14 protein-coding genes are annotated in these 12,660 nt (G+C 61.3%); 6 read left to right on the plus strand and 8 right to left on the minus strand.

All coding sequences use genetic code 11. The features are described from left to right. Positions 1 to 29 precede the first annotated feature (29 nt). From HU144_RS14630 to HU144_RS14645, 4 genes are all read left to right on the plus strand, one after another. Positions 30 to 1,757, plus strand: a complete 1,728-nt coding sequence (locus tag HU144_RS14630; RefSeq protein ID WP_235351935.1) for a carbon starvation CstA family protein — start codon at positions 30 to 32, stop codon at positions 1,755 to 1,757. 3 nt (positions 1,758 to 1,760) lie between these two features. Beyond that, positions 1,761 to 2,066, plus strand: a complete 306-nt coding sequence (locus HU144_RS14635) for a cory-CC-star protein (protein ID WP_395949342.1) — start codon at positions 1,761 to 1,763, stop codon at positions 2,064 to 2,066. Next, the gene (locus tag HU144_RS14640) at positions 2,057 to 3,034 is read left to right on the plus strand and encodes an ArsA family ATPase (RefSeq protein WP_235351936.1); all 978 of its coding nucleotides are present in this window, start codon (positions 2,057 to 2,059) and stop codon (positions 3,032 to 3,034) included. The genes HU144_RS14635 and HU144_RS14640 overlap by 10 nt, the downstream gene beginning before the upstream one ends. A 110-nt stretch (positions 3,035 to 3,144) precedes the next feature. Further along, on the plus strand, positions 3,145 to 4,365 hold the full coding sequence (locus HU144_RS14645; RefSeq protein ID WP_235351937.1) for a N(5)-(carboxyethyl)ornithine synthase: 1,221 nt from the start codon (positions 3,145 to 3,147) through the stop codon (positions 4,363 to 4,365). Positions 4,366 to 4,390: 25 nt separating this feature from the next. Here the strand turns inward: HU144_RS14645 and HU144_RS19285 are convergent, their stop codons facing one another. The 5 genes from HU144_RS19285 to HU144_RS14665 all read right to left on the minus strand — a co-directional run bounded on the left by HU144_RS19285 (position 4,391) and on the right by HU144_RS14665 (position 8,631). Further along, entirely contained in the window at positions 4,391 to 4,858 is a 468-nt protein-coding gene (locus HU144_RS19285) for an alpha/beta hydrolase fold domain-containing protein (protein ID WP_268825924.1), read from the minus strand. Further along, entirely contained in the window at positions 4,794 to 5,303 is a 510-nt protein-coding gene (locus HU144_RS19290; protein WP_268825925.1) for an alpha/beta hydrolase fold domain-containing protein, read from the minus strand. The genes HU144_RS19285 and HU144_RS19290 overlap by 65 nt, the downstream gene beginning before the upstream one ends. Positions 5,304 to 5,319: 16 nt before the next feature. Beyond that, positions 5,320 to 6,159: an alpha/beta fold hydrolase gene (locus HU144_RS14655; RefSeq protein WP_235351938.1), complete on the minus strand. Its 840-nt coding sequence runs from the start codon at positions 6,157 to 6,159 to the stop codon at positions 5,320 to 5,322. 131 nt (positions 6,160 to 6,290) lie between these two features. After that, on the minus strand, positions 6,291 to 7,520 hold the full coding sequence (locus HU144_RS14660) for an alpha/beta hydrolase (RefSeq protein WP_235351939.1): 1,230 nt from the start codon (positions 7,518 to 7,520) through the stop codon (positions 6,291 to 6,293). A 169-nt stretch (positions 7,521 to 7,689) separates the two neighbouring features. Beyond that, positions 7,690 to 8,631, minus strand: a complete 942-nt coding sequence (locus HU144_RS14665; protein ID WP_235351940.1) for a LysR family transcriptional regulator — start codon at positions 8,629 to 8,631, stop codon at positions 7,690 to 7,692. 124 nt (positions 8,632 to 8,755) lie between these two features. Between HU144_RS14665 and HU144_RS14670 the strand changes: the two genes are divergently transcribed. Together HU144_RS14670 and HU144_RS14675 are read left to right on the plus strand one after the other, a co-directional pair. Then, positions 8,756 to 9,748, plus strand: a complete 993-nt coding sequence (locus HU144_RS14670; RefSeq protein WP_235351941.1) for a putative oxygenase MesX — start codon at positions 8,756 to 8,758, stop codon at positions 9,746 to 9,748. 17 nt (positions 9,749 to 9,765) lie between these two features. After that, positions 9,766 to 10,806 carry a methionine synthase gene (locus HU144_RS14675; RefSeq protein WP_235351942.1) on the plus strand — a complete coding sequence of 347 codons (1,041 nt, stop codon included), beginning with the start codon at positions 9,766 to 9,768 and terminating at the stop codon, positions 10,804 to 10,806. Here the strand turns inward: HU144_RS14675 and HU144_RS19565 are convergent. The 3 genes from HU144_RS19565 to HU144_RS14685 all read right to left on the minus strand — a co-directional run bounded on the left by HU144_RS19565 (position 10,787) and on the right by HU144_RS14685 (position 11,605). Next, entirely contained in the window at positions 10,787 to 10,936 is a 150-nt protein-coding gene (locus HU144_RS19565) for an NUDIX domain-containing protein (protein WP_408610722.1), read from the minus strand. The genes HU144_RS14675 and HU144_RS19565 overlap by 20 nt on opposite strands. Positions 10,937 to 11,028: 92 nt before the next feature. Further along, positions 11,029 to 11,349: a HigA family addiction module antitoxin gene (locus tag HU144_RS14680; RefSeq protein WP_235351943.1), complete on the minus strand. Its 321-nt coding sequence runs from the start codon at positions 11,347 to 11,349 to the stop codon at positions 11,029 to 11,031. After that, on the minus strand, positions 11,324 to 11,605 hold the full coding sequence (locus HU144_RS14685; RefSeq protein ID WP_235351944.1) for a type II toxin-antitoxin system RelE/ParE family toxin: 282 nt from the start codon (positions 11,603 to 11,605) through the stop codon (positions 11,324 to 11,326). Before HU144_RS14685 ends, HU144_RS14680 begins: the two co-directional genes overlap by 26 nt. Positions 11,606 to 12,660: the final 1,055 nt, after the last annotated feature.

Below are 12,660 nucleotides of genomic sequence, written 5' to 3' on the forward strand. Positions count from 1 at the left end.
CAATGACGCAATGACGAAAGGCACACTTGATGAGTCCCGTCCTCCTGATGGTGATCGGTCTCGCGATCCTGGCACTCGGATACCTTGTGTATTCGAAGTACCTCGCGAAACGCGTCTATCGCCTGAATGACGAATTCCGCACACCCTCTCACGAACTCAGAGACGGGGTCGACTACGTCCCGACGAACAAATTCATCCTCTGGGGCCACCACTTCACCTCGGTTGCGGGCGCCGCACCCATCGTCGGTCCGGCCGTCGCGCTGATCTGGGGCTGGGTACCCGCGTTCCTCTGGGTCACACTAGGCACTGTCTTCTTCGCCGGTATGCACGACTTCGGTGCGCTATGGGCGTCGGTTCGAAACAAGGGCCAGTCGATCGGTGCGCTGTCCGGCCGCTACATCGGCAAACGCGGCGCCGGCCTGTTCCTGATCGTGATCTTCATTCTGCTGCTGATGGTGATCGCAGCATTCGCCGTTGTCATCACCGGACTGCTCATCTCCACTCCGACCGCGGTCATTCCGACTTGGGGCGCGATCGGCGTCGCACTGCTCGTCGGCGTAGCCGTATACCGCCTGCGCATGCCGTTGGTGGCGGTGACCATCGTCGGCGTCATCGCTCTCTACGGTCTCATCGTCCTCGGCGATGCTGTACCCGTCGTCCTGCCGGAGACCTTCCTCGGCATGACGCCGACCGTCTTCTGGATCCTCACGCTGTTCATCTACGGAGCGTTCGCGTCTCTGCTGCCGGTGTGGGTGCTTCTGCAGCCGCGCGACTACATCAACGGCGTGCAGCTGTTCATCGGCCTCATCCTTCTCTACGGGGCTGTGGTTATCGGCATGTTCGTCGCCGACGGTGCCCACGACATCGTGACTCCTGCCATCAACATGAATGTTCCGGAGGGCACCCCCAGCATCGTGCCGCTGCTATTCGTCACAATCGCCTGTGGCGCTATCTCAGGTTTCCACGGCATGGTCTCCTCCGGAACCAGCTCCAAACAGCTGGACAAGGAGACTGATTCCCGATTCGTCGGGTACTTCGGTGCGGTTGGTGAGGGACTCCTAGCACTGGGAACGATCATCGCGATCTCCGCCGGACTTCGCACCGTTGCTGAGTGGCAAGAGCTTTACAGCAAGTTCGGTGAAGCCGGTGTGCAGTCGTTCGTCCAAGGCGGCGGCATGCTCATGGAATCAGGTCTGGGCCTGCCTGCGTCATTGAGCACCACCGTTCTCGCCACGATGGCAGTGTTGTTTGCCGCAACTTCGCTCGACACCGGATTCCGTCTGATGCGATTCGTCGTCCAAGAGATGGGCGAACGCGTCAACCTCAGGATCGGCAAATACACGGCGACAGGAGTCGTCGTCGTGCTGGGCATGGGCCTCACATTCTCACAGGGACTGGGAGGAGAAGGCGGTCTGCGCATCTGGCCGCTCTTCGGTACGACCAATCAGCTGATGGCATCGTTGACGTTGATGATCCTCGCGGTCATGCTCATCCGAAAGCGGCGCAACCCGTGGCCGGCGCTCATACCGTTGGCCATCGTATTCGTCATGTCGTTCTGGGCCGCGATCGACCAGCTCTTCAGTTTCGCAACACCGGGAAGCGCGGACTGGCTGCTCTTCGCGATCGACTGCATCATCATCGTCAGCAGCGTGTTCGTAGCGATCGAAGGCATCAGAGCGATCATCCGAGCTCGATCGGAGCCGCCGGAGCCCGAGGACGCCGATGAGAAGATCGAAGCCGTACGCGAAGAGGTCTGATCATTGCCCGATGAAAGCGGTATGTACGCGGCCCAGCGTTGGACGAGTGAGTTCGCCCAGCGCTGGGCCGCGTTCCGCGACGGCTTGGACGAGTTCTACAAAGGACCATACCGTCAGATGTTTGCCCGGGAGAAACAGAGTGAGGACGACTTCTTCACGCTGATCGTTCTGGGCGAAGCACTAGGTGTACCGGATCCCGCCGCCTACTACACGGCGGAGTTCCTCCCCAGCCTCTACCAGGACTTCCACGCCTGGCACCGCCGCATGGGCATGCCCGACTCACCTCTGGACCACATCGCATGCTGTTGAACTCGATAGACGGCCTTCGTGTCGTCTTCGTCGGAGGAAAGGGCGGCGTCGGCAAGACCACGGTAGCCTCGTCCCTGGCTGTCGCGCACGCGCTCAAGGGACAGCGCGTCCTCGTCGTCTCCACGGATCCGGCCCACAACCTCGGGCATCTCTGGGACCGTGAGGTCGGCGATGCGCCCGAGCGGCTGATTGCCTTCACTGACGCATCCGACGGACTCGTCGATGGAATGGAGATCGATCCGAAGGCCACACTCGAACGCCACCTGGCTTCCGTCGAACGCATGATGAGGCGGATGTTGCCCGAACGCATGCGTCCCCATGCGCAGCGTCATCTGGCCCTGGCGCGGGAAGCTCCTGGCAGCTTCGAATCAGCGGTTCTCGAACGAGTGGCCGACGCAGTCGCACTGGGGATAGACGAGTACGACCTCGTCGTCTTCGACACTGCTCCAACCGGCCACACACTCAGGCTCCTCACACTGCCTGCGCAGCTGACGACTTGGACCGAATCACTTTTGAAGAATCGTGATCGCTCAGAACGCTACTCGGCAGCAATGCGCAGCATCGCGGGCACGTCCGGCGCTGATCCCGCCGCCGAGGCTGACGCTGAGCTCCGTCGCACGCTCATTCGCCGCAGAGACCGCTTCGAGAATCTGCGAAAGGTCGTCACTGACCGTTCGCGCACCGGATTCCTCGTCGTATTCACTCCCGAGAGGATGCCGGTTGCGGAGACCTTGGAGTTGGCAGAGTCTCTCAAGGCCATCGATGTACCGTTGGCGGCGCTCGTCGCCAATCGGCGTTCCCCCTCTGACGCGGGGCAACTGCTCAAGGATCGCCGTGACGCGGAGGACTCCCAGGTTGAAAGGGTGCGGTTGATGCTGCCCGACATCCCTCTGTCCGAGCTCCCACTGATGCCAGGAGAACTGGTTGGACACCAGGCTCTCACAGACTTCGCACGACTGCTGTCCTGAATATGCTCACGCCTCAGGGGTGTCCTTGATTGCGCGGAACGCCGGTTCCGGGATGGCTCGGCTATAGTCGAGGGGGAGCTGACTCTGGTTCCCCAACGATGGGAGGCCGGATGACCGGCACCGCTCAACCGACCACTGCCGACTCCACCGCCTCGGCGAATGATAGGACGCCCACCAGCGGTCTTCTCACTCTGGGCCTACTTGCCGGTTCTTCGATGGAGAACGAACGGCGACTCCCGATTCACCCTCATCACCTCGATCGCATCGACCCCGAGGTACGAGCTGAAATGATCGTCGAACGCGGCTATGCTGAGGATTTCCAGCTGGAGCCCGGCTACATCGAGTCTCGTGTCGGACGAGTCGCGGAACGCTCCGAAGTCATCGAGTCCGCTGAGGTCCTCCTACTGCCGAAACCGCAGGCGGCAGACGTGGAGGCGATTCCCGAAGGCCGCGTTCTGTGGGGCTGGCCGCACTGCGTGCAGGATGAGGCGATGGCGCAGACCGCTATTGATCGTCGGCTCACTCTCATCGCCTTCGAAGCGATGAACCATTGGACTCGGCAGGGAGACTTCAGCCTGCACGTATTTCACAAGAACAACGAGCTCGCCGGCTACTGTTCTGTCCAGCACGCATTGAGCCTTCGCGGCTCGACCGGTGATTATGGTCCCCGAATGAGTGCGGTCGTCATCGGCTTCGGTGCCACCGCGCGCGGTGCTGTCACTGCGCTGAAGGCCCAGGGGATCTACGATATCCAGGTCCTCACGCAGAGAGGGGCCTCAGCTGTGGGTTCACCGATTCACAGCGCACATATCACCCAGCTCAACACCGGCGACGGTCCGACCCACCTGTCGACGGTGGTCACGGACGAGGGCGACGTGCTCCTCCCGACCTTCCTCGCCTCACACGACATCGTGCTCAACTGCACGCTCCAAGATGTCTCCGCACCGATGACCTACCTGCGCACAGAGGACCTGAAGGAGTTCGCTCCCGGCAGCCTCATCATCGATGTCTCATGCGATGAGGGCATGGGCTTCGAATGGGCGACGCCCACAGGCTTCGAGAATCCGATGTTCACAGTCGGACAAGGTGTCAACTACTACGCCGTCGACCACACCCCGTCATACCTGTGGAACTCCGCGACCTGGGAGATCAGCGAAGCGATCTTGCCTTATCTGAGCACGGTTCTGGAGGGACCGGATGCTTGGGCACAGGTCCCCACCATCTCCCGAGCGATCGAGATCCAGAACGGTGAGGTCAAGAATCCGAGCATCTTGAGTTTTCAGAACCGGGAATCTGGGTACCCGTACACCCGCATCGCCGAGGTGAGCTGAGTCCGCAAGCTCGGGCTTGACTGATTCACGTGGTCGGTCTCAGGCTCTCCACAATTGCCCTCGCCCCCTGCTCCCCTGCCTTCGTCGGCAGGAGGGCATAGACGTGCAGCTGGCCTTCGCCTTCGTGCCACTCCACTGGCACTCCGGCGTCACGGGCTTTGTCCCTCAGCACATGCGCGTCCGGGTTGAGCACGTCTCGTGTTCCGGCGAGGATCGTCAGCGGTCCAAGCCCGACCATGTCGCCGAACAGGGGGCTGACCACCGGATCGACAATTTCATCGTCACCGCTCCATTCCTCGCCCAAGATTCGCCCACCGGGGCGGCCCAGCCAGGGGGCGAAGGGCTGGACCACGTCGATCTGCGGATTTTTCCACGTCAGGTCCAAAGCCGGTGCCAACAGCATCGTGGTCGGCAGTTTCACTCCCTCGTCACGAAGCCACAGTGCCGCAGAAAGCGAAATCTGACCACCGGCGGAATCTCCAGCCAGTCGCAACTGTTGACCGGAGGCGAGTACGGCGCGAGAGGTCCACGACGCCGTCGCGGACCTCTCGCGCGGTGCCGAAGGGCAGCAGCGGGTAGATCGGCACGATGACGCGCTGATTCGTCTCTCGAGCAATACGGGCGATGAGCGTCCAATGCTGGGGAGCGATTTCGTTGACCCAGCCTCCACCGTGGACGTAGACAACAACAGACTTCGGCCGTGTCTTGTGGCCGGCGGGAGCCGATGGTTCAACGTCATAGACCGGCCATCCGTTCGGATCGGGCAGCCGACGGTCCACTCGTACGCCTTCCAAGCGTGAGGGCGGACCGTAGGAGGCAGGCCGGAGAAAGCGCTCGCCGATGCGTCGGCGCGCTCCTTCTTCGGTCACGAACGGACGATTCGCGCCGGTGGCCTTGAGATAGACCGGGACGAGCGACTCGGGAAGCAGTATGCGCAAGGGATTCCTTTCGGGTTCAGAGGCCGAGCATACTGTTCGCGATGTCGCCGGCCGCCCATTCCGGTATCTGTGTCCCCATCTCCTCAAGGATCAGCAGCTGCGCTTCAGGGATCTCTGCGGCAAGCGTTTCACCGTTGCCGACGGGAAAGAAGGGGTCGGCTCGACCATGGACGATCAGACTCGGTATTCGCAGGTCACCGAGGCGCTCTCGCCAGCGTGGTGAGCAGTCGATCCGGGAGAAGGTCATGCCCAACTGGTTCGCCTGGTGGACCGAGGCCCCCGATGTCGGAGTTCGGTCCCAGATCCGAGCTGCGATCTCGAGCGCCTGTGCGGGATCGTTGCCCAGAATGGCGGCGCTGCCAGCTGCATACTCGGCTACGGCTCGGCGGTTCGTCCACTCAGGCTGAAGTCTCGAGAACACGGCAGACATCACCGTCTGATCATGGTCCGGCAGGTCATCATCGACAGGGCCAGGCGCAACCGGTCGGGTACTCACCAGCGTCAGTGCCGAAAATGACTCCGGATGATCCAGCGCAGCAACTTGGGCGATCATGCCTCCGACACCGTGCCCGCCGAGATGGGCGGACTCCGCGCCGAGAGCTGTGACGAGGTCCGCGGCATCATCGGCAAGATCGCGCAGGTCGTACGTCGGGTTCTCCGGGTCTTTGGTGGTTGAAGCACCCGAATCACGCAGGTCGTACCGAACGATTCTGCGCCCGCCCTCGGCCACCCGTTCGCAGAGCGAGTCGGGCCACGACAACAGAGTGGTTCCGCCGGCGAGCAGCACAAGGGGGTCCTCTTCGCGGCCGAAGCTCTCTACACCGAGGTCGACGCCGTTCACTCTGATGGTGGCCATACGGCAGGATAGCACTGCGTTCGCTCATGAACGCTCAACAGTGATTGCGTCAGCTTCTGTTGTCGAACAGCCACCCGAAACCGATTCTCACGCTGAGTCGCCGAGGTGCTTGCCGAGCCTGCACCGCCAGGTTATCGAAGCTGTTCCGATAGGTAGGCCTCTGCGATGCTGAGGTGCCCCTGGCTGCCGATGGAGTTCTTCGCTTTCTGCGAGTAGGCGTGGTTCGCGAGTGGAATCTGCACCGTCTCGACGTCGACTCCACGGTCTCGGGCCGCGTCGACCCACGCGAATTGGTCAGCAGGGATGATGACGTCATCACGCATCGCGGTCATCACGAGTGTCGGCGGGGCCGCAGCAGTGAGGTGCGCGGAGGAATTCACCGCAGCGTAGCGTTTCGGGAATTCCTTGGGGGTGCCACCCGTGTAGCTGGTCGCAAATATGCGCGAGCCTGTGCCCGCGCCCGGGCCAGCAGGCGCGTTGTCGTAGAGGCCCGTCACGTCGAACGCGGGATAGTCGGCGACAACCGCAGCGGGAACGGGGACGTTCCCACCACACGACGACTCGGCGGTGCCGTCCGCTGCGGCGCCGGCGGTGTTGGCGACCAGGTTTCCGCCTGAGCTCTCACCCCAGAACGCGAGACGATCCATATCTGCACCGAGCGTGTCGGCGTGGTCCTGAATCCAGCTCGCGGCGCACGCAACCTGCGAGGGCGCACTCTGCCAAGTCTCGTTGTCCTTGGTGGCAAGTTCGTATTCGACCGCCACTACCAAGTAGCCGTGGTCAGCCAGGGTGCGAAGCTCTGAGCTCACTGCATTTGGCTTACCCGCAATCCAGCCGCCACCGTGGACGGCCATGATGGTCGGTGTCGAGCGCTTCACATTCTTCGGCTCGTAGATCGAGAGGGAGAGGTCATCCCCCTCGCTGGTCTTGTCGTACACCTCCTGGCGGTCGGGCGACGCCGCGTCCATTGCGGAGAGCCCGAACGTCGCGGTGAAGAGATTGACCGATCCGCCGGCCGAGGTGATGGCGCCGACGAGAACGACAACCACAGCGATGTTAGCGACCGCGCCGATCCCGCCGAGCCCTGTCGTGACTGCACCTGTGCGCCGACGCCCCCTGCGCATAGCGACGATACCGACGACGAGCACGATCAGTCCTGCCAGAGCCGCTATCGGCGCCACGGTGGGCGCGAACCGAGCCGCAACCGTGCTGAATGGCCCAAGTCCGGGAACCAGTGATGCGAGTCCGAAGATCGCTGCAATCACGCCCAGTATGAGCGCGAGGACGAGGACCATTACCCGGAATACCTTCGCGACGCCCCCTCTTTCCGAGTGCGATAGCGAGCTCGTGCTGTTGGTCATCTTCTATCCTCAACTTTCGATCTTTCAGGTTGACATTCCACCTGCATCAGATCTCACCGTTGCGATCATATGCTGACGCCAGGGGTCACTCTAGCGCAGGGCATGATCCGGTCAGGTGAGCAATCGCCCTTGCGCGCGAGCATCATTGACGCAGACAGCATTCTCGGAGCTAGCCCAGCAGGTCGAGACCGAAACCTGTGATGACGGCCCGCACTTCTTCGAGGTAACGGCGCGCTTGCTCGGTGAGCGGGATCCCGGAATGGTCGATCCAGCCGATCTCGATACGTTCTTCGGCGTCGAGCGGAATCGCGACGATCTCTGGATCGAGGTCATCGCTGATGATGCCCGTCGAGATCGTGTAGCCGTCGAGCCCGATCATGAGATTGAAGATCGTCGCACGGTCGGAGACCCGGATCTCCCGCTTGCTCGACAAAGTCGACAGGATCTCCTCGGCGAAGTAGAACGAGTTGTTCGCTCCCTGATCGAAGGTGAGCCGTGGCACGTCGGCGAGATCGTCGAGGGTGACGCGATCTCGGGCGGCAAGCGGGTTCTTCCGGGAGATGAAGATGTGCGGGACTGCAACGAAAAGCGGGTGAAAGACAAGCCCGGAGTCCCGCAGCAGTTTGTCGATGACCTTCTGATTGAAGTCGTTCCGGTAGAGAATGCCGAGCTCGCTGCGGAGCGTGCGAACATCTTCGATGATGTCCCAGGTGCGAGTCTCTCGCAGCGAGAACTCATACTCGGCCGCATCGCTGGCCTTGACCATCCGCACGAACGCATCAACGACAAACGAGTAGTGCTGCGCCGATACCCCGAGTAGACGTCGCGACGGGGGCCGACCGAGATAGTGCTGCTCGAGGAGCTCCGCCTGCTCAACGACTTGCCTCGCATAACCGAGGAACTCCGCACCATCAACAGTGAGTGTCACCCCGCGGGCGGATCGGAAGAGCAACGCCCGACCCACCCGGGTCTCAAGATCCTTCATAGCTGCAGACATCGTCGGCTGGGAGACATAGAGCAGATCAGCAGCGGCCGTGATCGAACCCTCCGCCGCGACCTCGATGAAGTAGTGGAGCTGCAGCAGCGTGATGCTTCTCAATCCTCGGGACATAGATAAAGACTATATGAATCCATAGTTGCGCCAAGTTACCCGATATCCGCCAGTTGCCTGCAGGATTGTTTCGAAGACCTCCGCAAGGCCGAGCCCGGCCGATCAATTACGGAATTGGACGTCCATGACAACCGAGTTCACATTCAGCATCACCACCACCCGATTCGACGAGCACTACTCGCCATCGGATAGTTCACGGGCCACGACGAACTTCGCGAACCTCGCCAGGGGCGAGCACCGTCAGCAGAACCTCCGCAACACCCTGACGACCATCAATCGCCGCTTCAATGACCTCGCCCACTGGGACAACCCCGATCGGGACCGCTACACCGTCGACCTCGAGATCGTCTCCGGGGAGCTCCAGTTCAGGGCTGCAGGCGGCGATCAGGAATTCCCATTGCTCGAGGTTCTGGATATCCAGATCCTCGATCGAAAGACTGGTGACCGCCACCCCGGGATCGTGGGAAACAACTTCTCGTCCTACGTCCGCGATTTCGATTTCAGCGTACGACTTCCAGCAGTCAACGATGCAGCGAGCGAATTCACCGTCCCCGACGACTTCGGCGATCTGCACGGCAAACTGTTCCAGCACTTCCTCGATTCCGCAGCGTATCGGGAACGCTTCCAGATAGCCCCTGTGGTCTGCATCAGTGTGTCGACGAGTAAGACCTACCATCGGACCAAGAACCACCATCCGATTCTCGGCGTGGAGTATCAGCAAGACGAGTATTCGCTGACCGACGACTACTTCGGAAAGATGGGGCTGCGGGTGAGATACTTCATGCCGCCCGGCAGTGTCGCGCCGCTGGCATTCTATTTCCGCGGAGACCTGCTCAACGACTATTCCAATCTGCAGCTCATCGGCACGATCAGCACGATGGAGACCTTCCAAAGAATCTATCGACCGGAGATCTACAACGCACACGTTGCCGCCGAAGAGACCTACCGACCGACGCTGAAACGGCAGGACTTCTCGGAGACTTCGATCGCCTACGATCGCGCCGAACGCAGTCAGCTCGCAATCAAGCAGGGGAAGTACACGGCAGAGGCTTTCGTCAACCCACACCGGGAAATGCTCGAACAGTGGGCCGCCGACTATCCCGTTCCAGCTGCATGACCACAGGAGAAGAATCGATGACGCCGACACTATTGCCCACTTCGATCGTCGGCAGTCTGCCGAAACCGTCGTGGCTCGCACAGCCTGAGACCCTCTGGTCACCGTGGAACCTGCAGGGCGATGCCTTGGCCGAGGGCGGGCGCGATGCACTGCGTATCGCAGTCCACGAGCAGACCAACCGCGGCATCGATATCGTCAGCGACGGGGAGCAGACCCGACAGCACTTCGTCACCACATTCATCGAACACCTCAACGGTGTTGATTTCGAGAAGCGGGAGACGGTTCGAATCCGCGATCGCTATGACGCAAGCGTGCCGACCGTGGTCGGCGCCGTGAGCCGTGAGAAACCGGTGTTCGCCGACGACGCGAAGTTCCTCCGGCAGCAGACCGACCAACCGATCAAATGGGCGCTCCCGGGCCCGATGACTATGATCGACACGCTCTACGACGGCTATTACAAGAGTCGCGAGAAATTGGCCTGGGAGTTCGCCGCAGTCCTCAACCAGGAAGCGCGGGACCTGGAAGCAGCCGGAGTGGACATCATCCAGTTCGACGAGCCCGCCTTCAATGTCTTTTTCGACGAGATGAAGGACTGGGGAATTGCCACGCTGGAGAGAGCTGCGGAAGGACTGCGCGCAGAAACCGCCGTGCACATCTGCTACGGCTACGGGATCACAGCCAACAATGACTGGAAGGCAACCCTCGGGTCCGAATGGCGCCAGTACGAGGAATCATTCCCGCTCCTGCAGCAGTCGACCATCGACATCGTCTCACTGGAGTGCCATAACTCCCGTGTCCCGGTGGACCTCATCGAGCTCATCCGCGGCAAAAAGGTCATGCTCGGGGCCATCGACGTGGCGAATGAGACCATCGAGACTCCGGAGGAAGTTGCCGACACCCTGCGCAAAGCACTCAAATTCGTCGACTCGGACAAGCTCATCCCAAGCACGAACTGCGGCATGGCACCGTTCTCGCGGGATGTTGCCCTCGGGAAGTTGAGCGTGCTGAGCGCGGGAACGAGCATCGTTCGGGAGGAGCTCACCGCGGCCCGGGCCTGACCCCTGGCTGCACAGACATCGCGTGCACCCGCAGGCCCGTCTCTTCCCACACTTCTCGCACGGCCGCATCGCTAGGGGTCTCACCCTGCCCAGTCGATCCGGCGGGAATCTGGACGCCCGTAATCTCCATCGGGGCGTCACCATGGGTGAGCACAAAGATCTGTTCCTCATGCGCTACTTATGCAACGACCTTGCCGATCACACGACGTGGCGGCAACTCGATCACGCGACAGCCAGAGGCATGATCGCAGCAACCTTCTCGCCCAGAGCACGACGCCCCAGGCGCAGCTCATAGTTCGACTGCAAGTTCATCCAGAACTCTTCCGAAGTCCCAAAATAGCGCGCGAGCCGGATCGAAGTGTCAGCCGTGATGCCCCGCTGACCATGAACGATCTCGTTGATCCGGCGCGGTGGCACACCGATGGACACGGCCAGCTTGTTCTGCGTGATCCCGAAGCCCTCGATGAAATCCTCCATCAGGATCTCTCCCGGGTGGATCGGCTCGATCAGGTCGCTCTCAGTGGTAGTCGACGAGGTCGACATTGTCCGTACCTCCCTCTCTCCAGACGAAGCAGAGTCGCCATTGCTCGTTGACGCGGATGCTGTACTGCCCGCGTCGGGCGCCGACCAGACGCTCCAGGCGGTTGCCTGGCGGGACCCTGAGGTCCTCGACATCCTTCGCCGCATGGCTCAGCTCGAGCTTCCGCAAGGTCGCCCTCTGCACCGTCCGGTCGACGCGCTTGGCGTACTGCTCATGCCAGATGCGCTCGGTGTCCTTGCTGCCGAACGATCTGATCACTACACCAGTGCATGACGGACACCGTCATTAACGCTATACGTTAAACCGGAACTCCACCACGTCGCCACGCTTTCGTACATTAGGATGCATGCGGTCACCTCTGGCGCTTTAACCTACCTGGGACTGAATCAGTCGGATCATCACACCCAGGATACCTCGCGAAAGAAGCTCAGTCCCGAAGAGGACTGGACGAGTCAGTCCCTAGCTGCGTAAGCAACCGCAGCGCCGTTCGCCCACGTTCGCTCAGGTGCGCCACCTGCCAACGGACCTCTTCCTGCGCCGCAGCATCAACGTCGAACAACGGAAGCACGCGTTCGGCGCATTACGACGCCCAACGCGCTACCACCCGTCGGTCTGAATTACTCGGCGTTTGAATTGATGCCGCGAGCTAAGCCTGCCACACGTAGGCTGGTGCAAGTCCTGCACTTTTCAGACTCTAGGTCCTACACGCGGCTGCACATTGAAGCGGAATTCGACCAAGTTGTCGCACAGAACAATCTCTTCTTGATCACTCCGGTGGAGACGATGGACCATACTTGAGCCATGATTGCGCCCACAGGTGAGAAGCTCAATGTCCTCTCGCAGTTCTATGCGGTAGTGCTTAACCACCGGATGGGATCGGGGCAGCGGGTCCGATGGTCGCCCACACATGACGCATGGACGAGTAGCAGAGACTACACCCGATACCTCGGCGAGCCTTGGCGCAGCGAGCCTGGCGAGGCGTTTGGCGAGGCCGACGCACCATACACGGATGAACTCGTTGCAGCTCTTGTAGTTGCAGAACCCGTCGTAGCTCGTGAACGGGGTCGGTCCTACTGCGAATACTGTTTCAGCGATGAGGCGCAAGCCCACTTCATTGCACCGAATGTCACTGGCGAGCCCACCCTCTACTGCGTCCAGTCCCCCGCTTATAGCGTTGTCGAGTCGTCTGGTGGCAACGGGAGGGTGAAGCATTGGGGCTCTCCGTTCGGCTGCCAGTCAGTCGAACACCACATCCCATCTGGCGGCTATAGCCGTGACCCATACATTGGTCCGGTCGCTGCGTATGTGTACGG

The organism is Brevibacterium sp. UCMA 11752 (assembly GCF_021532235.1).
Lineage (GTDB): Bacteria > Actinomycetota > Actinomycetes > Actinomycetales > Brevibacteriaceae > Brevibacterium > Brevibacterium antiquum.

Coding starts and splice junctions, on each gene's coding strand:
- HU144_RS14675 (WP_235351942.1), top strand. CDS start 9,766: ATGACGCCGACACTATTGCCCACTTCGATCGTCGGCAGTCTGCCGAAA.
- HU144_RS14645 (WP_235351937.1), top strand. CDS start 3,145: ATGACCGGCACCGCTCAACCGACCACTGCCGACTCCACCGCCTCGGCG.
- HU144_RS14670 (WP_235351941.1), top strand. CDS start 8,756: ATGACAACCGAGTTCACATTCAGCATCACCACCACCCGATTCGACGAG.
- HU144_RS14630 (WP_235351935.1), top strand. CDS start 30: ATGAGTCCCGTCCTCCTGATGGTGATCGGTCTCGCGATCCTGGCACTC.
- HU144_RS14660 (WP_235351939.1), bottom strand. CDS start 7,520: ATGACCAACAGCACGAGCTCGCTATCGCACTCGGAAAGAGGGGGCGTC.
- HU144_RS14640 (WP_235351936.1), top strand. CDS start 2,057: ATGCTGTTGAACTCGATAGACGGCCTTCGTGTCGTCTTCGTCGGAGGA.
- HU144_RS14665 (WP_235351940.1), bottom strand. CDS start 8,631: ATGTCCCGAGGATTGAGAAGCATCACGCTGCTGCAGCTCCACTACTTC.
- HU144_RS19565 (WP_408610722.1), bottom strand. CDS start 10,936: ATGGAGATTACGGGCGTCCAGATTCCCGCCGGATCGACTGGGCAGGGT.
- HU144_RS14680 (WP_235351943.1), bottom strand. CDS start 11,349: ATGTCGACCTCGTCGACTACCACTGAGAGCGACCTGATCGAGCCGATC.
- HU144_RS14655 (WP_235351938.1), bottom strand. CDS start 6,159: ATGGCCACCATCAGAGTGAACGGCGTCGACCTCGGTGTAGAGAGCTTC.